This is a genomic window from Streptomyces sp. NBC_00289 (assembly GCF_041435115.1).
Taxonomy (GTDB): domain Bacteria; phylum Actinomycetota; class Actinomycetes; order Streptomycetales; family Streptomycetaceae; genus Streptomyces.
Genome location: NZ_CP108046.1, coordinates 8,558,805 through 8,582,708 on the forward strand (window position 1 = coordinate 8,558,805; position 23,904 = coordinate 8,582,708).

The 23,904-nt window shown below is 69.7% G+C and carries 22 protein-coding genes and 2 pseudogenes; 8 read left to right on the plus strand and 16 right to left on the minus strand.

Annotated elements, in window-relative coordinates; all coding sequences use genetic code 11:
- Positions 1-1,383 (plus strand): IS701 family transposase, encoded by a 1,383-nt coding sequence (locus OG985_RS38765; protein WP_371673050.1) that lies wholly within the window; start codon positions 1-3, stop codon positions 1,381-1,383.
- A 23-nt stretch (positions 1,384-1,406) separates the two neighbouring features.
- Positions 1,407-1,613, plus strand: coding sequence for an amidase family protein (locus OG985_RS38770; protein WP_371673051.1), 207 nt, complete (start codon positions 1,407-1,409; stop codon positions 1,611-1,613).
- Positions 1,614-1,761: 148 nt separating this feature from the next.
- Here the strand turns inward: OG985_RS38770 and OG985_RS38775 are convergent, their stop codons facing one another.
- The 7 genes and pseudogenes from OG985_RS38775 to OG985_RS38805 form a co-directional block, all read right to left on the minus strand.
- Positions 1,762-2,565 (minus strand): 3-deoxy-manno-octulosonate cytidylyltransferase, encoded by an 804-nt coding sequence (locus OG985_RS38775; RefSeq protein WP_371673052.1) that lies wholly within the window; start codon positions 2,563-2,565, stop codon positions 1,762-1,764.
- A 32-nt stretch (positions 2,566-2,597) separates the two neighbouring features.
- Complete coding sequence (locus tag OG985_RS38780) at positions 2,598-3,149, minus strand: NUDIX hydrolase (RefSeq protein WP_371673053.1); 552 nt, start codon at positions 3,147-3,149, stop codon at positions 2,598-2,600.
- Positions 3,150-3,154: 5 nt separating this feature from the next.
- Positions 3,155-4,276: an adenosylhomocysteinase gene (locus tag OG985_RS38785; RefSeq protein ID WP_371673054.1), complete on the minus strand. Its 1,122-nt coding sequence runs from the start codon at positions 4,274-4,276 to the stop codon at positions 3,155-3,157.
- Between the two features lie 31 nt (positions 4,277-4,307).
- Positions 4,308-4,955: pseudogene (locus tag OG985_RS38790) on the minus strand (NAD-dependent epimerase/dehydratase family protein); the annotation flags it as partial.
- Positions 4,956-5,276: 321 nt separating this feature from the next.
- Entirely contained in the window at positions 5,277-5,531 is a 255-nt protein-coding gene (locus OG985_RS38795; RefSeq protein WP_371673055.1) for a hypothetical protein, read from the minus strand.
- Positions 5,532-5,661: 130 nt separating this feature from the next.
- Positions 5,662-6,282, minus strand: a complete 621-nt coding sequence (locus OG985_RS38800; RefSeq protein WP_371673056.1) for a hypothetical protein — start codon at positions 6,280-6,282, stop codon at positions 5,662-5,664.
- Entirely contained in the window at positions 6,240-6,758 is a 519-nt protein-coding gene (locus OG985_RS38805; RefSeq protein WP_371673057.1) for an ATP-binding protein, read from the minus strand. Before OG985_RS38805 ends, OG985_RS38800 begins: the two co-directional genes overlap by 43 nt.
- A gap of 128 nt (positions 6,759-6,886) precedes the next feature.
- Between OG985_RS38805 and OG985_RS38810 the strand changes: the two genes are divergently transcribed.
- A complete protein-coding gene (locus OG985_RS38810) occupies positions 6,887-8,131 on the plus strand; it encodes a helix-turn-helix domain-containing protein (RefSeq protein ID WP_371673058.1) in 1,245 nt (414 codons plus the stop codon).
- A gap of 49 nt (positions 8,132-8,180) precedes the next feature.
- On the opposite strand, the gene cutA is transcribed toward OG985_RS38810, so the two are convergent.
- A complete protein-coding gene (gene cutA / locus OG985_RS38815) occupies positions 8,181-8,507 on the minus strand; it encodes a divalent-cation tolerance protein CutA (RefSeq protein WP_371673059.1) in 327 nt (108 codons plus the stop codon).
- Between the two features lie 841 nt (positions 8,508-9,348).
- Between cutA and OG985_RS38820 the strand changes: the two genes are divergently transcribed.
- A complete protein-coding gene (locus OG985_RS38820) occupies positions 9,349-9,546 on the plus strand; it encodes an AlpA family transcriptional regulator (protein WP_093896588.1) in 198 nt (65 codons plus the stop codon).
- Positions 9,537-10,928 carry a tyrosine-type recombinase/integrase gene (locus OG985_RS38825; protein ID WP_371673060.1) on the plus strand — a complete coding sequence of 464 codons (1,392 nt, stop codon included), beginning with the start codon at positions 9,537-9,539 and terminating at the stop codon, positions 10,926-10,928. Before OG985_RS38820 ends, OG985_RS38825 begins: the two co-directional genes overlap by 10 nt.
- A gap of 160 nt (positions 10,929-11,088) precedes the next feature.
- On the opposite strand, the gene OG985_RS38830 is transcribed toward OG985_RS38825, so the two are convergent.
- The 6 genes and pseudogenes from OG985_RS38830 to xylB all read right to left on the minus strand — a co-directional run bounded on the left by OG985_RS38830 (position 11,089) and on the right by xylB (position 18,532).
- On the minus strand, positions 11,089-12,612 hold the full coding sequence (locus OG985_RS38830; RefSeq protein WP_371673061.1) for an aldehyde dehydrogenase family protein: 1,524 nt from the start codon (positions 12,610-12,612) through the stop codon (positions 11,089-11,091).
- Positions 12,613-12,889: 277 nt separating this feature from the next.
- A complete protein-coding gene (locus tag OG985_RS38835) occupies positions 12,890-14,167 on the minus strand; it encodes a GAF domain-containing protein (protein ID WP_371673062.1) in 1,278 nt (425 codons plus the stop codon).
- A 180-nt stretch (positions 14,168-14,347) separates the two neighbouring features.
- Positions 14,348-14,947, minus strand: a complete 600-nt coding sequence (locus OG985_RS38840) for an N-acetylmuramoyl-L-alanine amidase (RefSeq protein ID WP_371673063.1) — start codon at positions 14,945-14,947, stop codon at positions 14,348-14,350.
- A gap of 38 nt (positions 14,948-14,985) precedes the next feature.
- Positions 14,986-15,470 (minus strand): annotated as a pseudogene (locus tag OG985_RS38845) (acetamidase); the annotation flags it as partial.
- A 143-nt stretch (positions 15,471-15,613) separates the two neighbouring features.
- Positions 15,614-16,837 carry an ROK family protein gene (locus OG985_RS38850; RefSeq protein WP_371673064.1) on the minus strand — a complete coding sequence of 408 codons (1,224 nt, stop codon included), beginning with the start codon at positions 16,835-16,837 and terminating at the stop codon, positions 15,614-15,616.
- Between the two features lie 249 nt (positions 16,838-17,086).
- Positions 17,087-18,532 (minus strand): xylulokinase, encoded by a 1,446-nt coding sequence (gene xylB, locus OG985_RS38855; RefSeq protein WP_371673065.1) that lies wholly within the window; start codon positions 18,530-18,532, stop codon positions 17,087-17,089.
- A 182-nt stretch (positions 18,533-18,714) separates the two neighbouring features.
- Between xylB and xylA the strand changes: the two genes are divergently transcribed.
- Complete coding sequence (gene xylA / locus OG985_RS38860) at positions 18,715-19,881, plus strand: xylose isomerase (protein ID WP_371673066.1); 1,167 nt, start codon at positions 18,715-18,717, stop codon at positions 19,879-19,881.
- A gap of 332 nt (positions 19,882-20,213) precedes the next feature.
- A complete protein-coding gene (locus tag OG985_RS38865) occupies positions 20,214-20,492 on the plus strand; it encodes a hypothetical protein (RefSeq protein WP_371673067.1) in 279 nt (92 codons plus the stop codon).
- A gap of 109 nt (positions 20,493-20,601) precedes the next feature.
- Here the strand turns inward: OG985_RS38865 and OG985_RS38870 are convergent, their stop codons facing one another.
- The gene (locus OG985_RS38870; RefSeq protein WP_371673068.1) at positions 20,602-21,975 is read right to left on the minus strand and encodes an esterase-like activity of phytase family protein; all 1,374 of its coding nucleotides are present in this window, start codon (positions 21,973-21,975) and stop codon (positions 20,602-20,604) included.
- A gap of 205 nt (positions 21,976-22,180) precedes the next feature.
- The gene (locus OG985_RS38875) at positions 22,181-22,882 is read right to left on the minus strand and encodes a TetR/AcrR family transcriptional regulator (protein WP_371673069.1); all 702 of its coding nucleotides are present in this window, start codon (positions 22,880-22,882) and stop codon (positions 22,181-22,183) included.
- Positions 22,883-22,992: 110 nt separating this feature from the next.
- Here OG985_RS38875 and OG985_RS38880 point away from each other — a divergent pair, with 110 nt between their 5' ends.
- Positions 22,993-23,838 carry a patatin-like phospholipase family protein gene (locus OG985_RS38880; protein WP_371673070.1) on the plus strand — a complete coding sequence of 282 codons (846 nt, stop codon included), beginning with the start codon at positions 22,993-22,995 and terminating at the stop codon, positions 23,836-23,838.
- Positions 23,839-23,904 lie beyond the last annotated feature (66 nt).

The following is a 23,904-nucleotide window of genomic DNA, read 5'->3' on the forward strand; positions in this document are numbered from 1 at the left end:
ATGACTGCTCGCCGTCCATGTCCGCCCGCGCCGGGGCCGTTGGAGGAGTACGCGGCCCGGTTCGACGACCTCTTCTTCAGCCTGGCACAGCGGCGGGGGTTTCGTGAGTACCTGACCGGGCTGCTGGCGCCGCGGGAGCGGAACAAGACGATCACCTGCCTGGCAGGAGCTGAGCCCGTGGCCGGTGCGGGCACGCCGGGAGTGCAGCGGCTGCAGTTCTTCCTGTCCGAGTCTCCCTGGGAGGTGGAGCAGGTCAACGACCGGCGGCTTGAACTGCTGCGTGAGCAGTCGGCGACCGCTCCGCACGACGGCGGGGTCATCGTGATCGACGACTCTGGGGACCGCAAGGACGGCACGGCCACCGCCAACGTGGGTCGGCAGTGGCTGGGCCGGTTGGGCAAGACCGACAACGGCATCGTCACGGTGACCACGGTGTGGACCGACGGCCGCGTGTACTACCCGCTGCACGCGACTCCCTACACCCCCGCCCACCACTTCGCCCGCGGCCGGTCCGACCCGGCCTTCCGCACGAAACCTCAACTGTCCGCTGCCCTCGCGGCCCGAGGCAAGGAGGCAGGCTTCGACTGCCGGGCGGTGGTCGCCGACTGCGCCTACTCCGTCAGTGACACCTGGTATCTCGCACTGCGCGAGGCAGGCCTGGCCTACGTGGTCGCGCTCAAACCGCACCGCGGCACCTGGGCCCCGGCCGACCAGCCACACACCCCCATCGAAGCCGCCCACGCCCTGACCTGGCACGATGCCAAGCGTCCAGGCGACTGGACGCCCGTTGAGCGTCACTTCCGCGACGGGCACACCGAGACCTGGTGGGCCGCCGATGCCCGCCTGGGCGGCTACGGCCCCGACTCACCCGGCCGGCTGGTCGTGGCCACCACCGACCCGGCCCAGCTGCCGGAGAAGGCCACCTGGTATCTGGCCACCAACCTGCCCCACCCCGACGCACCTCACGCCGCCACCAGCCCGCACCCGCCGGCCGACCTCGCCGAGATCGTCCGCCTCTACGGCCTGCGGCCCTGGATCGAACAGAGCTACAAACAGATCAAGGACGAACTAGGCTGGGCCGACTTCCAAGTCCGCTCTGACCGCGCCATCCGCCGCCACCAGACCCTGGTCAACTGCGCCTTCTCCTTCTGCTGGGACCAATGGTTCGCCCCACCCGGACCACTGGATGCCACCGCGCCGGATCCCTGTCCCGGCGACGGGCCAGAGAGGGGGACCCGCCCCGTCCCACCAGCCCCAACAGCCTTGCTGGCCCAGGGCCTTACGATCCATCCGTTCCTGGCTCACCCCCGCCATCACCCTCAACCGATGGTGGCAAGCCTGGACCGACACGGACCCACCCTCCGAGCTCCAGGCCCTCATTGACGCGGTCACCACCGGACACGGCATTGACCTCTACCGCCGGATTTAACGAACTACCGCTAACCAGCCACGTTGGTCTGCCCAGCCTGGTCATGCCTGTTGCGCGAAACGCGAGCGGTCTCCCGATCGGCGTGCAGCTCGTCGGACCGGCGCACTCGGACCGGACCCTGCTCGCAATGGCCGAATACCTGGGTTCGCTTCTCAGAGCGACTGCCGGGGGACTCAGCTCCTGATGCTGGCAGCCAGGGTTGGGTCAGGCGCCGTCCGGGCGCAGCGGGAATCACGGTTCCCGGGGCGGGTTGGTCTTGGCCAGTGGAGTCCCGAAGGACGTCCTACGTGTGCGGCCGTCAGTTCCTGCGGTGGAAGGAAGTCGTTCTCACCTCAAGGGCCGACAGGCCGCCCCGTCGTGCCAGCAGTTAGGCATGTGTACTGGGCGAGGAGGCTCTCGGCTCGCGCTAGATCCTCAGGGGTGTCCACTGCTACGCCGTCGTCCAGGACAGGGACCATCTGCACGGCGTGGCCGTGTTCGACGAAGCGCAGCATCTCCACTCCCTCGGCGCGCTCCAGGGGCCCTTGCTGGAGCTGTCGAAAGCGTTGGAGAGCTGGGCCGGTGAAGCCGTAGAGGCCCAGTTGGCGGAGGTACTTCGGGCGGTCGCCCTTCGGATAGGGAATGGGCTGGCGCGAGAACAACAGGGCCTTGCCTTGGGCCGAGACAACGACCTTGACGACGTTGTGGTCCAGGACGGCGCCGACGTCGACCAGTTCGGAGTACGCGTTCACGGCGAACGCGCCCGGCGCCAGGCACTCCAGGGCCTCGGAGACGGCGTCGATGGCGGCCGGCGAGATGAACGGCTCGTCGCCCTGGACGTTGATGTACGCCTCGGCCGGCAGGCGCTCGGCGACCTCCGCGACGCGGTCGGTGCCGGTGAGGTGCTCTCCGGTACGGATGCACTCGATGCCCAGCTGGCGGCACGCCGCTTCGATGCGTTCGTCGTCGGTCGTCACGATGGCTCCGTCGAGACGTTTGGCCTCCAGGCAGCGCTGGTGGACGTGCCAGAGCAGCGGCTTGTCGCCGAGGCGCGCCAACGGTTTACCGGGAAAGCGCGAAGCGCCCCAGCGGCAGGGTATGACAGCGACGTGCCGGCGCGGTGTGGCGCCGGGAGTTAGAAGTGTGGTGGCGGCCACGGCGTCCTCCTGGTGGTCGGGTAGGGGCGCCTTCAGGGCAGCAGGGCGAGCTTGGAGCGGACGGTGGGCGAGGCGGCGCTCGTGAACGGCCGCCATTGGTAGCCGTGGACCTCCTCTTCCTGGAGGGTCACCGTGTGCCCTGCGCCGAGAAGGAAGACCCAGCGGAAGTCCACGTGGTGGTGGGCCGGCTCGTCCTTCGAGGGGTTCGCGTCGATGGTGTGCACGTCGATGTCGAGGGGAACGTCCTCGAAGCCGGAGAGGGGAACGACGGCGCTGGGCGGGATGCCTGCCTCCTCGTGCAGTTCGCGCAGGGCGGCGTCGCGCAGGTGCCGGTCATCCGGTTCGTTGTGGCCGCCGGGCGCCAGCAGTTTCCCGGACGCCTTGTGCACGATGTGCAGCACGTGCCGGGCGCCGTTGATGACGATGGCGCTGCATGTCACGTGGGCGGGGAACGTCTTGCGGTTCGTGGGGTCGTCTGCGGCGGCGAGCGCGGCGAACAGCAGGGTGAGGGAGTCGCGTTCGTCCGAGTGGCGGGCGAGGTACGCCTCGGCGACGGAGCGGATGTGGTCGACGGAGGGAGGCACTCGGGTCACCTTTCGAAGTGGTGGAGCCAAATTCTGGCGATGGCGTCGCGGTCGGCCGCCGGCATCTCGTGCAGTCCGGGCTGGAAGCGGGTGTGGCTGAGCGCGGCGGTGGCGGCGAGTATCTCGGCCTGGACGAGATGGATGTACGCGCCGACGGCAGCGCCGTGCACGAAGTTGACGGCACCGCCGTCGGCGAGAACGTAGAAGTAGTGGCCGGTCACCTCGTATCGCGTCAGCTGAGCGCTGACTGGGGTGCGCTGGTAGAGCTCGTCGAGGCTGCCGAGTTCGAGCTCGTCCTCGGATGAGGTCACCGATCCGAGGTAGGCGCCATTGCGCAGGGCGGCGAAGTCGCCCTGCCGCAGGGCGAGGTTGCCGGTGGCGCACAGGACGAGTTCCGCGTCGCTCACGGCCTCGGCGGTGGAGTTGCTGGTGCGGAAGCCGAGGGAGTGCGCCTGAACTCGCTTGACCGGATCGCTGTCGTACACGGTGACGCGCAGGTCCTGGGCGCGCAGGGTCTGGGCGATGGCGCGGCCGATCTTGCCGAAGCCGATGACGCAGGCGTTGCGGCTGGTGAGGATGTCCCCGCGGGCGCGGACGAGGGCTTCGGTGGAGAACACGATCGAGCGGCCGACGAGGTGGTCTTCGCAGTCCTTGAGCGGGGAGCGGGCCACCGAGACGACCGGGCACGGCAGTTTGTCGAGAGCGGCGTACCGCTGGTGTCCGTTCTCGGTGTCCTCGACGATGCCGAGGATGCGGCCGGAGAACTTGCCCACGAGTGTGTCGAGACTTGCCGCGAAGTAGCCGCCGATGTCCACCAGGACGACGTCCCGGCCGCCCGCTGTGTCCTCCAGGTAGTCCAGGGCCTGGGTGTTGTCGGTGAACCGTTCTCGGGTCAGGTCGTGGACGGGGAAGGTACGGCGGACGGCGTCGAGGGTCGGCTGGTGGATCGATCGGGGTTTCGGCAGCACGGCGCCGACCGTGGACACCGCGGTCATGGCCCGCAGGAACGCCGGCCGTTCGGGGAGCAGATGCGTGATGACGAGCGTCGTGATCGCGTCGCCAGCGGGGAACTGCGTCGTGATCTGCCGGAAAAAGGCGTCCAGCCGCGCTCGCTCGGGACTCTCCATTGCGTTTCCTCTCGGGCTCCGGGCCGCGGGGTTACGCGGCTCGGCTGTAGTTGGGGACCTGGGAGGCCAGGGCCTGCATGTGGGCGCGCAGGCCGTTGTGGAGGTCGACTCGCGGCTGCCACCCGAGGACTTCTCGGGCACGACTGGGGTCGGCGCGGGTTAGGAGGACGTCACCGCTGCGCGCGTGGTCCTGCTGGAGCTGGATGTCGCGGCCGGTGAGGCTGGTGGCAATGTTGATCACTTCCAACAGGGATGCGTTCCCCCCGCCGCCCACGTTGATCGCGCCCTGCGCTGTCGGCACGGTCGCGGCGGCGATCGTGGCGGCGACCACGTCATCGATGTAGGTGAAGTCGCGTCGCTGGTGACCGTCTCCGTACAGGCGAAGCGGCTGTCCGGTCAGAGCGGCCTGCAGGGCGCGGTGGGTGAACATGTCGGCGCGCTGGCGGGGGCCGTAGACGGTGAAGTACCGCAGGGCGACGACGCTGGGCCCGACGGGGCGCTCGGCGTAGGCGAGGCAGAGCTGTTCCTCGGCCAGTTTGGTCACGGCGTACGGGGAGGCCGGCTTCGGACGGTCGGCCTCGACACTCGCGGCGCCGTCGGTCGGCCCGTAGACGCTGGAGGAGGACGCAACGACCAGTCGCGGGACGCCGATGCGGGTGCAGGCTTCCAGGATACGATGAGGTCGAGCGAGCCGGGCTGCAGTCGAGGCGGGATTGCCCCCGCGTCGAAATCGTGCACACCGTAGTGCAGCCGACCGTTGACGCCTTGCCGATGCGCGGTCCGGATCGCGATCGGCGAGAAGTCCAGGCCCAGCACGTCATAACCCCAACGGGAAAGCTGCCGATGCCGCAGCCGACGTCGAGTACGGATGCCCCGGCGTGCGGGTTGACGTGCTGGAGAAAGCGGTCGACCTCGGCGTCGGTCACGAGGCGGTCTACGGCCCGACCCTCGCTGTACCAGGCATCCCACTGGTCGGGACTGAGGCGATGCAACAGCGACTTCATGCTGCGTCCTGCGGGTCATCAGTCGAAGTCGCGGCCGCCCCGTTCCCCGAAGTCGGCAGGCGGGAGAGCCGGTGAAAGCGGGAGAGGTCGAAGCCGCCACCTTGCACCTCGCCGGCAGGGACGGCGAAGAGATCGATCCCGGCCTCGCTTGGCAGTTCCGGGGCGGCCTCCTGGATGGCGAGGAGGGCCTCGCCTTGCTCGCGGTGCGGCAGGAGCCGCGGCGCCCGGTCGGTGTGTCCTTCGAATGTCATGGTGGCCCCCTGATCAGGTGAAGTCGTAGGCGATGGCGAGCACGGCGAAGACGGCGGCGATGAGGAGGACCTGAGCGCTGATCTGTCTCCAGCCCCAGCCCTTCTCGTCCATCCAGCGCAGCGGACGCCTTCAAGTCGGCGTAGTGGGCTCCTCGGGGATCACGAGGTGTACGAACGCCTTGTACCGCTCGCCCAGATGCTTGATCACGGCGCGGTACTCGTCGTCATCGGAGCTGATGTTGTGCCGGTCGAGGACGATCACACCCACTGCGAATCCGCCTCGGATCTGTCGCTCGACTTCCCTCCATCCAGGGCGCTGCCAGGGGGGCGTGTAGACGCTCCGGCCCGTGCGCGAGCCAGGGAAGTACGTCGTGGGCACGGGTACGGCAACATCGTGGAGCCTTGCTCCTATCGCGTAGCCGTGCTGCTCCGCCTCGGCATGGACGGTGTTCCAGTCCTCGTCGGGGCTGGCCCCCGGACTCGGCACCAAGCTGTACGCCAGGACGCGAAGCTGCCGGTCGCTGCTTTGACGGTCGCGTTTTCCGACAGCCTCTCGATGGAAGTGCTGGCGGAGCTTACGGAGCTGCCCATTGCGCGACTGGCGCTCCAACGGGTCGGGACCACTGTCCCGCCCCCGGATCCGGCCAGCATTCGGCCAGCTGCCGGATGACTGCACCTCCAGACCCAGACCACGGTCGGCCACGGCGCTCACCACGTCGGATCCAAGGTTGGTTGCGCCGTGCGGCGACATGGGGATGCCTCCGTAAGAGTGGGAATGACCGCATATGTAGTCCGGCCGCTGTCGGCCACGCCCCACCGATGTGACAGGTGCGCGACTAGGAGCAGCCCTCGCCCGCCCAGGTCGTTGGCACCTGCGCGTCGTCGCTTGGCAGGGGTGGTGCTTCCGTCCGTGACCTCGATCCGGAGCTGGTGGTTGCCGTACAGCACCCGCAGACCCACAGCCCCAGAGCCGTGACTGATCGCGTTGGTCACCAACTCTGAGACGACAAGCTGGGCGTCTTCTGCCGGGGCGTCCGGCAGGGCCCACTGCCTCAGCACGGCCGCTGTGGTGCCTCGTGCTTGAGCGACGTGAATACTCGCCGGCGCCATGACCATCTCGAAGGCACGGGATGCCAGTGGAGACACGGCCGGCGCGCTGCTGGCGGCGGTGGGGCCGCCGTCAGTCATCCAGGGTTGGGGAAGCGTTGCTGCCCGGTGCGTGGTCATGTGCCCATCGCACCGTGGTGTCGTGATCCGGAACAGGGGAAACCTGAGGGGGAAAACTTTGTCAAGGGGGGAAAACGAGGGGGGAGTTGGGGTCAGGATTGGATTCCCCACCGATAGAGGTCACACTCATGGCAGCAGATCCGTTCGCCGAACTACTCCGTCAGCTGCGCCGTAACGCGGACCGATCGCAGGATGAGCAGGCGGATGCGATCAACGCGGCCTCGGGCCGGGCGACGGTGACCCGCCGAGAGGTCAGTCGGTACGAGAACGGTGAGAACGTCCCTACGAACCACACACTTGGGCACATTGCTGTGGCCTGCGGCGTTCCGTTGGAGCCGCTCCTGCGGGAGGCCAAGGCCGCCCGAGCCAGGCGGAGGAAGAAGGACGACGCTGAAGGGGAGGACCTGGACGACGTGAAGCGCCGAACGCTGCTGGGAGGCGCCGTCGTCGGCGCTGCTGCCGCTGCCGAGCCTTGGGGCCGACTCGCCTACGCGCTCAGCAAGGGAGCCAGGATCGACCCCGAGTCCGCGTCGGTGCTCATCGATCACGCGGCCGAGTTGCACATGGACGAGCTGAGTGAAAGCGCACGCAGTTTGCAGAACCGGGTCGAGTCTCACCTCGACGCGATCACGGCGGCCCTTCCGCGCGCTGGCGGCCACGAGCGAGCGCTGACCATCGCGGCGGGGGAAACCGCGGCCCTTGCCGGATGGGTCGCCTGGGACCTGGGGGAACACGATAAGGCTGCTGCCTATTACCGGGTGACCTCGGAGTGCGCGAAGGAGGCCGGGCACCCGCCCTTGCGCGCCCTGGCGCTTGGCTACGCGAGCTACGGTGCCGCTACCCCGGGTAAGGCGCTGGAGATGCTGTCACAGGCGGCTCAGGATGTGCGGGGGCATGGCAATGCGACCGCTGCGGCGTGGGCATTGGGACGGTACGCGGAGGAAGCGGCTCAATCAGCTGACGAAGCCGGCGCTCTCCGGGCCTTGGAGCAGGCGAGATTCGCGTATGACTTCGCGGATCACACGAACGAGCAGGCGTGGGTCCGCTTCGTGACGCCGTACCGGATGGACTCACTGGCGCTTTCGGTATACGGCGAACTCAAGCGCCAAGAACTGACGGTCACAGCCGACTCCGCGGTCGAGCGCCTCGGTGAGGAACTGCCTGACTCTGGAGTGGTGGTCCTCGGTGACCTGGCGTCGGCACTTCTGCACGGCGGCGACGTAGACCGTGGGGTCTACGTCGCGCGCCAGTTCGCCGCAGCAGCGGAGTCAAAGCCGAACACCATGGGACGTCAGCGAGCGCAGAGCATCGCTGCCTGGCTCCCCGACACGGAGCGCGACCTGGCCGGCCACTTGCTGGCGTTCGCGTCGTGAGCCATCCGGCGAGCAGGCTCGGTGACGGTGAGACGCCGGGTGGCGTGCCCTACTGCGGGTGAGTCTCCTCGACCACCCAGGACAGGTACGCCTCCGATCCTCCGGTCACGGGCAGCGTGACCCACTGGGGGACGTCATACGGATGCTTCTCGTGCAGCCACGCCTGCAGTGCCGGGAGACGGTCCGTTGAAGTCATGTACGAGATCCGCCACTCCTGCGCCGTCTCGACCTTCCCCTTCCACCAGTAGAAGGCGGTGATAGGCGCATCGATGTGAACGCCCGCTGCCAGCTTGCTCTCGACCGCACCCCGAGCCAGCGCCTTCGCCTGATCCTCGTTGTCACTGGTCGTCTGCGCGATCACAATCTCGTGGGCCATGCATCTACCTCTCCAGCTCGGGTACCGCGACCCTACCCAGCCCTTCAGCGCACGCCGACAGTCGGTCGCTACCGGTCAAGATGGGCGGGACTCACCCACCGGCCTGGATCAGTCAGTTGGCAACCCGTCTTCCAGGGTGGCGCGTCGTTTTCGGCAGCACGGTGAAGGTCCTCGTGTCGACGAGACACGGGCAGCGACTTCATGACGAAGGTGCCGGCATGCCTTGCGCCTCAACGCCCCCGTGAAAGAAGGGCTCCACGCAGCTGTCGGCATGCATTCGCCGACGGCAGACAAGAAAGAACTCCAAAGGACTGGAAACCTCCGCCGGGAGCATGTCAACGTGCAACGTCCCGGAAATGACCAGGTCAGAAGTACCGCCCACACCGGGCTCCTTCTGGCGTGGTCCCTTGCTAGGAGTTTGGTCTGTCTGATTCCGCTATTTGCTCCCCTGACTGCCCTTCCCCTGTCCTCTTCGTGCTCGACGCACTGAGCGCTTGGTCCGGCCACGGCCGGTGACCACGGCACCGTGTCCACTGGGCTGGGCGTTTGCGCCGTGGTAATCGTCACGGACGGCGCGACCCCTGCGCTGCGCTCATACCGGTTGGCTTCCTAGCTGAAGCGAGCGCACGAGCAACCGGACTCTGGCGATGTGGCCCGCAACATAGACCACGATCGCCGGTTAGCCAAACCGGCGATCGTCGCGACCATTGAGGAGTTCGCAGCGGCTGCGCTTGGCGGTGGAGCTGTGCGGATGCGGTGAACTTCCATGCCAACGCTCAACCGAGTCAGCTCTGTTGTGCCGCCCAGCGGCTGGCGACTCGTTCAAATCTTCAGGGGAAAAATGGCTCGCCCTCCTGCGCTCAAACTCGCCGAGGTCCTGGCGGAAATCCGAATGAGCCCGTCAGCGTTCTACCGCTTGCGCGCTCGCGGTCAAGCACCCCGAATGATCAAACTTCCGAATGGTGAACTCCGCTGCCGCCGCGTCGATCTAGACGCGTGGTGGGAAGCGTGTGAGAGGGATACGCCTGAATGGCGATGAGTTACAGAGTTCGATTTTGGGACACACGCGAGCGGCCAGACCGTCGCAAGGGGTTCGAGGTTCGATGGACGGTCAATGGGCGGGAGAAATCCGAGTCCTTTCTCACGAAGGGGCTTGCGGAGAGCCGACGTTCCAAACTCGTGACTGCCGCGCGCGACGGCGAGCCGTTCGACACAAGGACGGGCCTGCCGGCCTCCGAGCTCCGGGCCCTGAAACAGCGCACCACCTGGTATGTCCTGGCGCAGGAGTACATCGAGCAGCGTTGGGACCGTACGCCGGGAAACACACGTCGAACGCTTGCCGACGCTCTCGCGACCATCACTCCAGCCTTCGTCGAGCCAGAGCACATGTCCCGGGCACCTCATGAACTGCGGAGGGCGCTTTATTCATGGGCTTTCAACAAAAAAGCCTGGGAGGAGGATCCACCCGAGGAGTGGCAGGCAGCACTGGATTGGCTGCAGCGCCATTCGCTGCCCGTGAGCGAGTTGGCGGAGCCCGATGTTCTGCGCCGGGGACTCGACGCTCTGTGCCGCAAGGTTGATGGGGCAGCCGCTGCAGCGAAGACGGTGAAGCGCAAGAAAGCTGCCGTCAACGAGGTGTTCGGGGTCGCAGTGGAACGTGGGTACTTCACCCAGAACCCGCTGAGCGGCTTGCGGTGGTCTGCGCCGGAAGTTGCCGACGAAGTCGATCCGGACTGCATGCCCAATCCGGCGCAGGTGGGCCGCCTGCTTGCTGCGGTCAGGGCGCTGCCCGGTCGAGGCCCACACCTGTACGCCTTTTTCGGGTGTATGTACTACGCCGCGATGCGTCCTGCTGAGGTTATTCACTTGCAGAAGTCTCAGTGCCGACTGCCAGCGAGCGGATGGGGGCTCCTCAATCTGAAGGGCGGGGTGGTCACGGCGGGGAAGGGGTGGACGAATGACGGTGCCGTTCACGAGGTCCACTCACTGAAGCGACGGGCGGCCAAGGCGACGAGGCCCGTGCCAATCCCGCCTGTGCTGGTGCGCATGCTGCGCGAGCACATAGAGAGTTTTGGTGTCGCGCCCGATGGACGTCTGTTCCGCAATGCAGCGGGAAACTACGTCGATCCTTCCGCGTACGGCATCACATGGGGACGTGCGCGTGAGGCCGCACTGACTCTCGATGAACACGCCCTTGAGCTTGCGAAACGCCCCTACGACCTGCGCCATGCAGGAATATCATTCTGGCTTGCCTCCGGTGTCGACCCGGCAGAGTGCGCGCGCCGCGCCGGACAAAGCATCCAGGTTCTCTTCCGCTACTACGCCAAGTTTCTGGCCGAGGCACGGAACCATGCCAACAGCCTGATCGAGGAGTCGATGCGAAGGTGGGAGGGGCGGGACGGCAGTGCAGAGGACGCATGAACCGGGACTTGGCCCGGAAATGCCCCGGAACAGCTGGTCAGAGGTGGGATAGCAGTGGGACATATCAGGAGTTACTCTGCACTTCACCCCGTGGCTTAGATGCACGCCGGGAAGGGCGCCTGTCAGGTGAAATGCCTGGTCAGGCGCCCTTTTTTGGCGTCTAGAAGAAGCCCAGTTTCTTCGGCGAGTACGACACGAGAAGGTTCTTCGTCTGCTGGTAGTGCTCCAACATCATCTTGTGCGTCTCCCGGCCGATCCCCGACTGCTTGTATCCGCCGAACGCTGCGTGCGCCGGGTAGGCGTGGTAGCAGTTCGTCCAGACGCGGCCCGCCTGGATCGCGCGGCCCGCGCGGTACGCGGTGTTCATGTCGCGGGTCCACACGCCCGCCCCGAGGCCGTAGAGCGTGTCGTTGGCGATCTTGATGGCGTCGTCGAAGTCGTCGAAAGACGTCACCGAGACCACCGGGCCGAAGATCTCCTCCTGGAAGATCCGCATGCGGTTGTCGCCCTCGAAGATGGTCGGCTGGACGTAGTAGCCGCCCTTCAACTCACCGTCGTGCTCGATGCGTTCGCCACCGGTCAGGACCCTCGCGCCTTCCTGGCGGCCGACGTCCAGGTAGGAGAGGATCTTCTCCAGCTGGTCGTTGGAGGCCTGCGCGCCGATCATCGTGTCGGTGTCGAGCGGGTGCCCGGGCCTGATCAGCTCCGTGCGGGCGACCGCCGCCTCGAGGAACTCGGCGTAGTGGCCCCGCTGGACGAGAGCCCGGGACGGGCAGGTGCACACCTCGCCCTGGTTGAGGGCGAACATGGTGAAGCCCTCGAGCGCCTTGTCGCGGAAGTCGTCGTTCTGCGCCCACACGTCGTCGAAGAAGATGTTCGGCGACTTGCCGCCGAGTTCGAGGGTGACCGGCTTGATGTTCTCCGAGGCGTACTGCATGATCAGCCGCCCCGTGGTGGTCTCGCCCGTGAACGCCACCTTCGCCACCCGCGGACTGGACGCCAGCGGCTTTCCGGCCTCCACCCCGAAACCGTTGACGATGTTCACCACGCCCGGCGGCAGCAGATCCGCGATCAGGCTCATCCAGTAGTGGAGGGAGGCCGGGGTCTGCTCGGCGGGCTTGATGACGACCGCGTTGCCCGCGGCCAGCGCCGGTGCGAGCTTCCATGTGGCCATGAGAATGGGGAAGTTCCACGGGATGATCTGCGCGACGACGCCCAGCGGCTCGTGGAAGTGGTACGCCACCGTGTCGTCGTCGACCTCGCCGAGGGAACCCTCCTGCGCCCTGATCACCCCCGCGAAGTAGCGGAAGTGGTCGATCGCGAGCGGGATGTCGGCCGCGAGCGTCTCGCGCACCGGCTTGCCGTTCTCCCAGCTCTCGGCGACCGCCAGCGGTTCGAGATGAGCCGCCATCCGGTCGGCGATCTTCAGCAGGATGTCGGAACGCTCGGTGACCGACGTGCGGCCCCACGCCGGGGCGGCCGCGTGGGCCGCGTCGAGCGCCCGCTCCACGTCCTCCGCCGTGCCCCGCGCGATCTCGGTGAACGGCTGCCCGTTCACCGGAGACGGGTTCTCGAAGTACTGCCCGCGAGCCGGCGGTACGTACTCGCCGCCGATGAAGTGGTCGTAGCGCGCCTGGTAGGAGACGATCGCGCCCTCGGTGCCGGGCGCCGCGTAACGAGTCATGCTGGTGGGCCTCCTTCAGAAGCGCTGCCCGCCGTTGGACAGCTCTCGGCGCGAGGCTAGGAAGCGGGAGGTTGCAGGGACGTTGCGCGGGACCCGTGCGCGAAGGGGCGCGACGGGGAGGGGCTGCGCGGGGAGGGGAGGGGAGGGCAGGAGAGGGCAGGCGTTCGTGATGTGCCGGACATCCGGGCCGGCTGGAGGAGCGGGGGAGTCGAGGGAGCCGGTGGGTTCTGGATGCTCGACGGGGGCGCACGCGATCGAGGGGCGGGCCGTCGTTCCGTCAGCGGTCCGCCGGACGCGACCACCGAGACGGTGCCGTCAACTCGTCCTCCAGGGCGGCCAGTCGGGCCAGCACCGAAGCCGTCGGACGCACCGCGGCGAGTGCCCGCCACACGTCGATGTCGTCCTCGCCCCACGCCGTGTGCGCCCAGTCCGCCAGCAGGTCGGGATCGCGGCGGGCGATCAGTGCCGTCCGCAGTCCGTCGGCCAACCGGCGTCTGAGGCGTACGACCGCCGGGGCCTGGGAGGCGGGCAGCAGCGGACCCGTGTACGCCGCGGCCGCCGCTGTCACCGCGCCGCTTCGCAGCCGTCGCTCGACGGCATCGACGTCGGACTCGACGGGCACCGTCAGCCGATAGGGCCGCGACGCCAGCACACCGGGACCGAGGACCCCGCGCATCCGGGCCATCTCGACCCGCAGCGTCACCGGCGTCACCGACTCGTCCTCGTACAGCGCGCACAGCAGCTCGTCCCCGGTCAGTCCCTCCGGATGGCGGGCCAGCAGCACCAGGATCTCGCTGTGCCGACGGCTGAGTCTGATCCCTCGGCCGCCGACGACGAACCGTGCCTCGTCACGTCCCAGCGCGGTCAGTCCCGGCCTGTCCGCCGCCGTGTTCTCGGGGGTGAGCAGCGCGAGCTGGGACTCGGCGGCTCGGGCCACGGCCTGCACGAACCCCAGACTGTGCGGGTGCGCAAGCCCGTTCCCGCCGGTGAGGTCCACGGCACCGAGCACCCGACCGGTACGCGGATCGTGCACCGGAGCCGCCGCGCAGGTCCAGGGCTGCACGCGCCGAATGAAGTGCTCGGCGGCGAAGACCTGCACCGGCCGGTCGACCGCGACCGCCGTGCCCGGCGCGTTCGTCCCGACGGCGGACTCGGCCCAGCGGGCACCCGGTACGAAGTTCATCCGCCCGGCCTCACGCCGGGTGGCCGGATGTCCCTCGACCCACAGCAGCCTGCCATGCTCGTCGCACACCGCGAGAAGATGCTCCCCGTCGGCCGCGAACGTGCCCATGAGTTCACGGAACAACGGCATCACCCGTGCCAGCGGATGCTCGGCCCGGTACGCGCCGAGGTCACCGTCGGAGAGTTCCACGTCGGCGGTGCCGTCCGGTCCCACACCGGCCCGTGCGGAACGCCGCCACGAGTCGGCCACCACCGAACGCACCGGCCGCGGCACGGTGCCCGCCGCGGCGAACGTCTCGTGCGCGCGCTGCAGCATCCGTACGCGCTCGGCGGGATCGGCCCCCGGCTCCAGGGCCACCCATGGCTCGGTCAACTCGGCCTCCCGACGTCGATGCGGTTGGGGACATCGTCACTCCGGGGATGGGCGCGGACAACCTCTTGGACAGTCGTCGCCCGAACGGCGGGAAACCCACCGCCCCGGGCGACACGGCGCGGCGCGACACGGCGTGGCGCGACACGGCGTGGCGCGATGCGACGACGCGACAGGCCCGGCTCAGGCGAGGTCGACAAGTCTCATGTAGCGCACCCAGTCCCAGTGGGGCCCCGGGTCGGTGTGGTCCGAGCCCGGTACCTCGTAGTGACCGATGATGTGGGTCCGGTCCTTGGGAATGCCGTAGGTCCCGCAGACCGCCGCCGCGAGTTCGGCGGACTGCTCGTACATCGCGTCGGTGAAGTAGGCGGGTCGGTCCACCCAGCCCTCGTGCTCGATGCCGATGCTGCGCGTGTTGTAGTCCCAGTTCCCAGCGTGCCAGGCGACGTCGGCCTCGCGCACGCACTGCGCCATGTGTCCGTCCGCCGAGCGGACCACGTAGTGCGCGGACACCTGCTTCTGCGGGTTGCGGAAAATGGACAGCGTGTCGTTGTACGTCTCCTGCGTGACGTGGATGACCACACGGTCGACGGAGTAGGAGCCGGGGCGGCCGGAGACCGTGTAGTTGGAGACCGTCGCCGGCTGCCACTCGGCTGACGGATAGTCGACCGCCTGGGTCCCGGCTCCGGCCCGGGCGTCCGGGAGCAGTGCGTACGGAACGGCGGCGAGCGCGGCGCCTCTCAGCAGTCGTCGTCGGGTGAGATCGGATCGTGCGCGTTCCATGAACAACTGCCTCTCGACATGGGGAGGACGAGGTCTGCTCAGCGCCGCGGCGCTGTCGCGGCTTCCCGCAGGCGGGTGTGCGGTCCGCGGTGTGTCTCGCGCGGGGGGTCGCTCCCTGCGGAGCTCGGCCACGCACGTGTGGTTGGTGTCGCACACGGTGGCCAACGGGACTCCACGGGTCTGGGTCGCGAACTGGTACGCGTCCATATCGCTGAAACCGTGGTCGCGCACCAGCCAGTGCACCAGATGGAGCCGGGATATCCGGAACGCGTCTTTCCGTGGGCGCGCCGAACCCGTCGAGATGATGTGGGTGTCCGACTCGATGCGCGGCCGGGGGTGGCCGGCGCCTTGAGCGGTTCGACGATCACACGGTGTTCATCGCGCCCTCGGCCGCGACCCCGCAGGTATCCCCCTTGCCCTGCCGGGCGTGCCCGTCCCCCGAGCGGAGCAGCGCGCCCTCGACGTCGACCCCGAGGCAGCAGGTGACGTCGGCGCGAATTTCCGGTGTGGTGACATGTGATCCCCCTCGTACCCGCGGCGCTCCGAAGCCGCCGCCGCACGGACGGATCGGATGCGCCTCACGTGAATCACGGTACGGCGCTGACGAGTTGGGCAGAAGGGCGTGCCGTGCTTCTGTGGACGGCCGGGGGACTGTGGAGAAGTCACTCACCCGATCGGGTGAGCAGCCCGTTCCGCCACCGCCGCCGGATCGTCCAGCACACCCCGGACCACCGAGTGCGCGGCCCCGAGCAGAGGACCCTCGGGGCCCAGCCGCGACACGGTCACCGGGCAGGCCGGCCCAGCCGTACGGCGCTCCAACTCGGCCTGCAGGGAGGGCAGCAGCCACGGCGCCAGCCCGGACAGCGCACCGCCGAGCACGACGCTCTCGGGGTCCAGCAGATTGACCGCTCCGGTCAGTGCGACACCGAGTGCCTCTCCCGCCTCGCGCAGCGCCCTTCGTACGTCCTCGTCGCCCTCCGCGGCACGCCCCGCGAGAAGTCCGACACGGTCCTCGCCCGGTTCCAGGCCGGCCGCCCGCAGCACCGCCTCCTCGCCGGCGTACTGCTCCAGACAGCCCCGCCCGCCGCACGGGCACTCGGGACCGTCCGGACGGACCGGCACATGGCCCAACTCGCCTGCGAAACCCCGCGTTCCACGCAGCAGGCCGCCGCCCACGACGAGTGCGGCGCCGATGCCGATCTCCGCGGAGACGTGCAGGAAGTCGCGCGGCGTGCCCTCGCCGAGCCAGAGTTCGGCCAGCGCGCCGAAGTTGGCCTCGTTGTCCACGGTCAGCGGGAACCCGAAGGGCAGCAGGGCGCCCAGGTCCGTGTCGTGCCAGGCGAGGTTCGGGGCGCGCACGACGGTACGGGCGTCGCGCGCCACCAGCCCTGGCACGGCCACGGCGAGCCCGGCCGGCCACAGGCCTTCGCGTTCCGCCTCGGCCACGACCCGGCGCACGAGCCCGGTCAGGGCCTCCACCACCGGTTCGGGGGAGCTGCCACGGTTCACGCCGTGCCGTACGGCCCTGGCCCGCACCTCGCCGCGCAGGTCGACCGCGCAGACCGCGAGGTGGTCGACGCCGACCTCGGCGCCGATTCCGGCCGGACCGTGTCCGCTGACGGCGAGCGCCGAGCCGGGCCGGCCCACCCGGCCCGGCCGCTCGGGGCCCAGTTCCTCGATCAGTCCCGAGCGGATCAGCTCCTCGACCAGGGTCGACACCGCCGCACGGGTCAGACCTATGCGCGAGGCGACGGCGGCCCGCGAGAGCGGCCCCTCCGCGCTGACGGTGTGCAGTACCCGGGCCAGGTTGCGGCGGCGCATGCCCTGCTGGGTGTCGGGCAGGGCGCGACCGGGGCCGGACGGGCGGGCCTCGTGCAGCGGTGCGGTCATGCCGGTCAGTCCTCGGTCGGTATCCGTGTGTGCTTCGTCATCCGTGTGTGTCTGGTCGGTGTATGTCTGGTCTGTGTGTTTGGTCCGTCAGTGGGTTTCGGCAACGTCGCCTTGGCCGGTGCGCGTCGGCGCCTGCGACTTGGCGCTCGTCGGCGGTCGCCCGGCGACGCGGGTCCGTGACCTCGCCTTCGTCCACGTGTCTCCGTCGCCGGCCGGGCGTGTGTGCGTACTGCCCTGGCCGCGTGGCCGTCAGCGCGCGTCCGTCGCGCGTTCCAGCAGCGGGGCCGCGTCGGAGAGTACCCCGGCAATCCTGGCCAGTGTCGCCTCGTCCCGTTCCACCGCCTCCAGCACGGGCCCGGCGGCCGTGTTCCAGCGCCGGGCCACCGCGGCGGGATCCTCGCCGGTCAGGAGGCCGGCCGCCTGGGCCGCGGCGCCGAGCGCGACCAGTTCCCTGGCCTCGGGCACCTGGACAGGCCGCCCGGAGAGCCGTCGTACGGTCTGCTGCCAGGCCGTCCCGCGGGCGCCCCCACCGATCAGCAGCAGCGGGTCCGAGCGGTCCGCGTCCTCGTCGAGGACCAGGTCGAGCGCCCCCAGCAGGGAGTGCACGGCCCCGTCGTAGGCGGCTTGGAGGAGCTGGCCGCCCGTCGTGTCGTGGCGCAGCCCGTGCAGCAGGCCGGAGGCGCTGGGCAGGGCGGGGGTGCGTTCGCCGTCCAGGTAGGGCAGGAGCGTCACGTCGGTGGTGGGTTCCACGGCCTCGCGGTCGAGTCCCAGCAGGGACGCGACGCGGTCCACGGCGAGTGTGCAGTTCAGCGTGCAGGCCAGGGGCAGCCAGTCGCCGTGGGCGTCGGCGAAACCCGCCACGGTGCCGCTCGGGTCGGCGGGGCGCCGCTTCGAGACGGCGTACACCGTGCCGGACGTGCCGAGGCTCAGCACCGGAGTGCCGGGACGCAGCCCCAGGCCGAGGGCGGCGGCCGCGTTGTCGCCGGTGCCGGCGGCGACCATGGTGCCCTTGGAGAACGGCAGGTCGTGACTGTCGCGCACGGTGCCGGCCACCTCGCCGGGCCGGACCACGCGGGGCAGCAGCGCGGCGTCGAGCCCCACGCGCGCGAGGATCTCGTCGTCGTAGGACTCGGTCGCCGATGCCCACCAGCCGGTTCCCGAGGCGTCGCCGCGGTCGGTGGTGCCAAGACCGGTGAGACGCTCGGTGAGGTAGTCGTGGGGGAGGCGCACGGCCTTGGTGGCGCGGATCGCCTCCGGCTCGTTCTCGGCCAGCCAGGCCCACTTGGTGACCGTGAAGGACGGGCCGGGCACGCTGCCGATGCGCTCGGCCCAGGCTTTCGGGCCGCCCAGCTCCTCGATCAGACGGCGTGCCTGCGGTGCCGAGCGCACGTCGTTCCACAGCAGCGCCGGACGCACCGGTTCGCCGCGGCCGTCCAGGGTGACGAGCCCGTGCTGCTGGCCGCCGATCGACACCGCCGCGGCCTCGCGCGCCGCGTCGCCGCACTGGTGCAGCGCCTCGCACAGGGCGTCCCACCACTGGCGGGGGTCGCTCTCCCGGCCGGCTCCGGAGGAGACGGTGTGCGGTGCCTGGCCGCTTGCGACGACCTGCCCCGTGGACGCGTCGACGACGAGCGCCTTGGTGGACTGGGTGGACGTGTCCACGCCGACGACGAGCGGACCTTCGGCTGCTGACATCGGGCTCTCCCTTTTTTCCGCGGCTCTGCGGGGTTCTGACCTGGTGTTTTCGGTGACGCCTGGGTTGCGCTGACCCGGACATCGTTCCTTCGGGGACATCTTGTCCCTTCCCAGGGATGCGTGGGCATACTAATTTGTAAACTGCCATGACGAAATAGTCGGAGCAAGCAAGGAGCCGCGGCATGAACTACCAGCCCACCCCCGAGGACAGGTTCACCTTCGGCCTGTGGACCGTCGGCTGGCAGGGAAGGGACCCGTTCGGCGACGCCACCCGCCGGGCCCTCGACCCGGTCGAGACGGTGCAGCGCCTGGCCGAGCTCGGCGCGCACGGTGTGACCTTCCACGACGACGACCTGATCCCCTTCGGATCTTCGGACACCGAGCGTGAGTCACACATCAAGCGCTTCCGCGAGGCTCTGGACGCGACCGGCATGAAGGTGCCGATGGCCACCACGAACCTCTTCACGCACCCCGTCTTCAAGGACGGCGCGTTCACCGCCAACGACCGCGAGGTGCGTCGCTACGCCCTGCGCAAGACGATTCGCAACATCGACCTGGCCGCCGAGCTGGGCGCCGAGACCTACGTGGCGTGGGGCGGCCGGGAGGGCGCCGAGTCCGGCGCCGCCAAGGACGTGCGCGTCGCTCTCGACCGGATGAAGGAAGCCTTCGACCTCCTCGGCGAGTACGTGACCGAGCAGGGCTACGACCTGCGCTTCGCCATCGAGCCCAAGCCCAACGAGCCGCGCGGCGACATCCTGCTGCCCACGGTCGGCCACGCCCTCGCGTTCATCGAGCGCCTGGAGCGCCCCGAGCTGTACGGCGTCAACCCCGAGGTCGGCCACGAGCAGATGGCGGGGCTCAACTTCCCGCACGGCATCGCCCAGGCCCTGTGGGCCGGCAAGCTCTTCCACATCGACCTCAACGGTCAGTCCGGCATCAAGTACGACCAGGACCTGCGCTTCGGCGCCGGCGACCTGCGCGCGGCCTTCTGGCTCGTCGACCTGCTGGAGACCGCCGGCTACTCCGGCCCGAAGCACTTCGACTTCAAGCCGCCGCGGACCGAGGACCTCGACGGCGTGTGGGCGTCCGCCAAGGGCTGCATGCGCAACTACCTGATCCTCAAGGAGCGCGCGGCGGCCTTCCGTGCCGACCCGGAGGTCCAGGAGGCCCTGCGTGCCTCGCGGCTGGACGAACTGGCGCAGCCGACGGCGGCGGACGGCCTGAAGTCGCTGCTCGCGGACCGTGCGGCCTTCGAGGAGTTCGACGTCGAGGCGACCGCCGCGCGCGGGATGGCGTTCGAGCACCTCGACCAGCTGGCGATGGACCACCTGCTGGGCGCGCGCGGCTGAGCGCACGCGCGCGTGTCCGCGTCGCCGACCTGTCCCGGTGTGCGCATCGGTGAGCGAACCCCGCCCGGAATGCTCCGGAATCATGCGGTCCATGGCATGACTCCGTATCAACTGCCGTGCGGGGGTCGCGCCGAGCCCGTTCCGCGGCGACGCTTGACGGTATGGCCATGCCGCCCGTACCGCCTCAGCCGCCCGGGCCACCCGGTGACACGCCGCCCTCGGGCGGCGGTTTCGGACCGCCTCCGCCCTCGTACGGTGGCTGGGCGCCGGGCCCACCCGGTGGGCCCGGCGGGCGGCGCGGTCCGGGTCGGCGCCGTAACCCCTTCTTCGTCGTGCTCGCCGTTCTCGTGGCCGCGGCGGCCGTCGTCATCGTGGTGCTGATGGCTTCGGGAAGCGGCGACTCGCCGGACGGGAAGCCGTCGCCCGGCAGCGGCACGAGCGCGAGCGGCTCTCCCGGGCCCTCCCTGGGCATCCCGACCGAGCTGCCCAGCAGCCTGCCGTCACAGCTTCCGAGCGAACTGCCCAGCGGACTGCCCAGCGAACTGCCCAGCGACTTGCCCAGTGATCTCGAATCGCTCATCCCGTCCCTCGCGGACGGCGTGCTGCCCTGAGGGACGGTGGTGAGGTACCGCCGTCAAGGACGAGTGACGTGCTGCGTGAGGGTGAGTGACGCGGTGCCGTAGGGCCGAGCGACGAGGTGCCGTAAGAGCGGGTCGGGACTCAGACACCGCGCGGCAGGCGCACGTAGGTCACCGTCGTCTCCACGCCACTGTCGACCAGCCGCCCCTGCGCGTCGAAGGCGTCCGCGCCGTCCGTCATCCCGAAGTCGTTGTCGTTGACGAGGGCGAGCGTGTCGTGGTCCACGCGCGCGATGCCCTCGATCTTCCCGGGCACGCCGGAGACCTTGCCCAGGTCGACGACCAGTCGCTTGGAGAGCACCGGAACGCCCGAGGCCGCCGGGTCCTGGAGCTGCTCCAGGGACGGGGACGTCGTGTCGTCGTCCCAACGGTCGCCGAGGATGTTCGCCCTGCTTCCCAGGTCGACCAGTTGGAGCCGCGCGGCCTTGTCGGTGCGCTCCTCGACCAGCAGCCGGTTCCCGCCCACAGCGACCACCGAGGAGATCTTGAGCTCGGAGGTGTCGTCCTCGCTCGGATCCACCACGTCCACCGGATCGAAGCGGTACGCGTACTCGGCGGTGACCGCCTTCCTCTTCGTCGAGAACCGCAGCAGGCGAGTCGTCAGCGAGGCGTCCCCGGCCTTCGCGTCAGGCAGTGACAGCGGACTCTGGACGGCCAGCACGAGGTCGCCGCCGGGAAGCTGGGCGAGCCCCTCGAAGCCGCGGTTGGTCTTGCGGTGCGACAACACGGACGGCAGCGCCTCCACCACCGGGTAGTCCGCGCCCGTGAGGTTCAGCCCCTTGGGCACGTAGCGCGTGCGCACCTTCCCGCGCGCGGAGACGTGGACGAGGGACGGCCCGTACTCGTCGACGAGCCAGAAACTCCCGTCCGCCGCCCGCACGATGCCCTCGGTGTCCAGTCCGTCGGGGTCGTACGACAAGGGTGTCCGTGCGTCGTAGGAGTACGGCGGCTCGTCGCGCCCCTGCTGGTTCGACAGGCCCGTGACGGGCTTGCCGGAGGAGGTCGTCACGGCGATGGCGTCCAGCACCTTCACCTTGTCGCCGACCACGCGGATTCTGACGATCGCCGGGTCGAATCCGGGTACCGGGAAGGTGCGGCGCTTCGTGCCGTTCACCTTGAGCTGACCGTTGGGCCCGCGGTCGGTGACCGTCCAGAACTCGCCCTCGCGGCCCGCCGGGTAGATGTCGCTGCCGAGTCCTCCGAGATCGACACCCCGGTCGTCGGCCACCGTGCCGGGCAGCTGCGCGTCGCTGAACGCTCCGAGCGGGATGTCGCCGAGCGTCGCCGTGCGCGTGACGGTTGCCGTGCGCGTGACGTACGGGTCCGCGGAACGAGCGCCAGGGGCCTGGGCGCCCGCGGCCGGTCCCGCCGTAGCGAGCGCGGCCAGCACGGCGAGGGGCACGCCTGCCGCGGCAAGACGGTGGACGTAATGCCGGCCGGTGGCTTGCGGGGACATCGGGCCTCCTGAAGAACAACTTCGTTGACAGTGGCAAGATTTGGCCCCCACGGGGAACGTGGGGCGATCGCCGGTTGAACACGGGGAGTCGGCCACTCGTCGGGCCGATGCCGCGATGCCGCGATGCCGCGATGCCGCGATGGCGCGATGCCGCGCGGGTGGTCACCCTCGCTGACTGCGGGGCGCCGCTGCCGCGGAGCCGCCGCTATGAGGCGGAGCCCTCGCCAGGCGCGCGGGATGAGCGGTGCGGGCCGAGGCCCCTCAGGACGTCGCCGAGTTGATCGCTCGTGAGCGTGGGTTCGGGGAGCGGAGCGGCCAGGGGCGAGGGGCGGAGCCCGTCCAGAAGCAGGGCGAGCGGTCGGTGCCAAGCCTCCGTGGTGACGGCTGTGGCCAGGGACGGAACGGCACGGCCGAGGGCGGCCAGGGCGAAGAGGACGTCTTCGGGGGTGACATCCGCGCGGATGCTGCCCTGCTCACGTCCGCGGTGCAGAAGCAGCTCCACCGTTTCGCGGTTGTGGGTGTGCACGGTCCGCAAGGAGTCGACGCCCTCCAGGTGTGTGGTCATGAGGTCGTTCGCCCCCCGGTCGGTGGCCAGTACGGCGAAGACGGCCCGCAGGTAGCCGGTCAGTCCCGTCCATGCGTCCGGTTCGGCCCGAGCCCGCTCGCCGGCGGCCATCGTGTCCGTCAGCGGGTCGCGGAAGACCGCGTCGACGAGAGCGGCGCGAGAGGGGAAGTGCCGGTAGAGCGTGGCGTTGCCGACCTCCGCCCGCCGGGCGATCACGTCCAGGGGCGCCTCGAGTCCCTGCTCCGTGAACACCTTGTGCGCGGCCTCGAGCAGCAGCTCCCGGTTCCGCCGCGCGTCGCGCCGCCGCCCGGTCGTCGTCTCGTCGTTCGAGCCCACGGTCACCGTCACCTTCCGCCCACCGGGGAGTGCTCCCCGGTGGCGATGCTATCGTCGCGTGGTGAAGTGGGGAGCAGTCCCCACTTCGATTGGCTCGCGTGGGGAGGGGTGGAGGCATGGGTGGACTGGCGCTTGTCCTGGGTGGTGGCGGACCTGTCGGCGGTGCGTGGATGACGGGCGTACTCGCCGGTCTTCGCGACGCCGGGATCGACCTGATGCGCGCGGACGTGATCATCGGCACCTCGGCCGGCGCGATCTTCGGCTCCCGGCTCGCCGCGGGCGAGCCCCCGCGCCGGATGTACGAACGTCAACTGGCCGGTGCGGAGGGCGTGGAGCTCGGCGTCACCATCCCGCAGACCCTCCGCTTCCTGTGGGCGGCGCTCGCCTCCCGCGATCCGCAACGTTCCGTGCGGCGCCTGGGCCGGGCCGCGCTGAGTGCCCCCACCGGACCCGAGTCGGAGGTGTTCGAGACCGTGGGTGCCCTGCTGCCCGGCATCCGGGAGTGGCCCGAGCGGCCGCTGCGGATCACCGCCGTCGACGCCCTGTCCGGGCAGTTGGAGGTCTTCGACGCGCGGACGAAGCCCACCCTGCTCGAAGCCGTCGCGGCGAGTTGTGCGGTCCCCGTGGTCTGGCCTCCCGTCACGGTAGCCGGACGCCGCTTCATGGACGGTGGCTCCCGCTGTACGACCAACATCCGGTTGGCCCGCGGCCATCACCACATCCTGGCCGTCTCACCCCTGCCCGACGCGGTGGGGCCGCACCCCAGCGCGCACCGGGAGGCGGCCGAACTCACCGCCGAGGGGGCCCACGTCACCCTTCTGGCGCCGGACCGTGCCGGACGCCGTGCCATGGGCCGCGACATGACGTCCGACGCCCGCCGCCCGGCGGCCGCCCGCGCCGGTCACGACCAGGCGACGGCTCTCGCGGCCTCGGTGCCCGGCGTGTGGCACGACTGGTCATAGCGGCGGTACCTTCCTCGGCCCTGACGCGGGCGCGGCCTCGTGCGCCGGCCTCGCCCCGCACGTCGA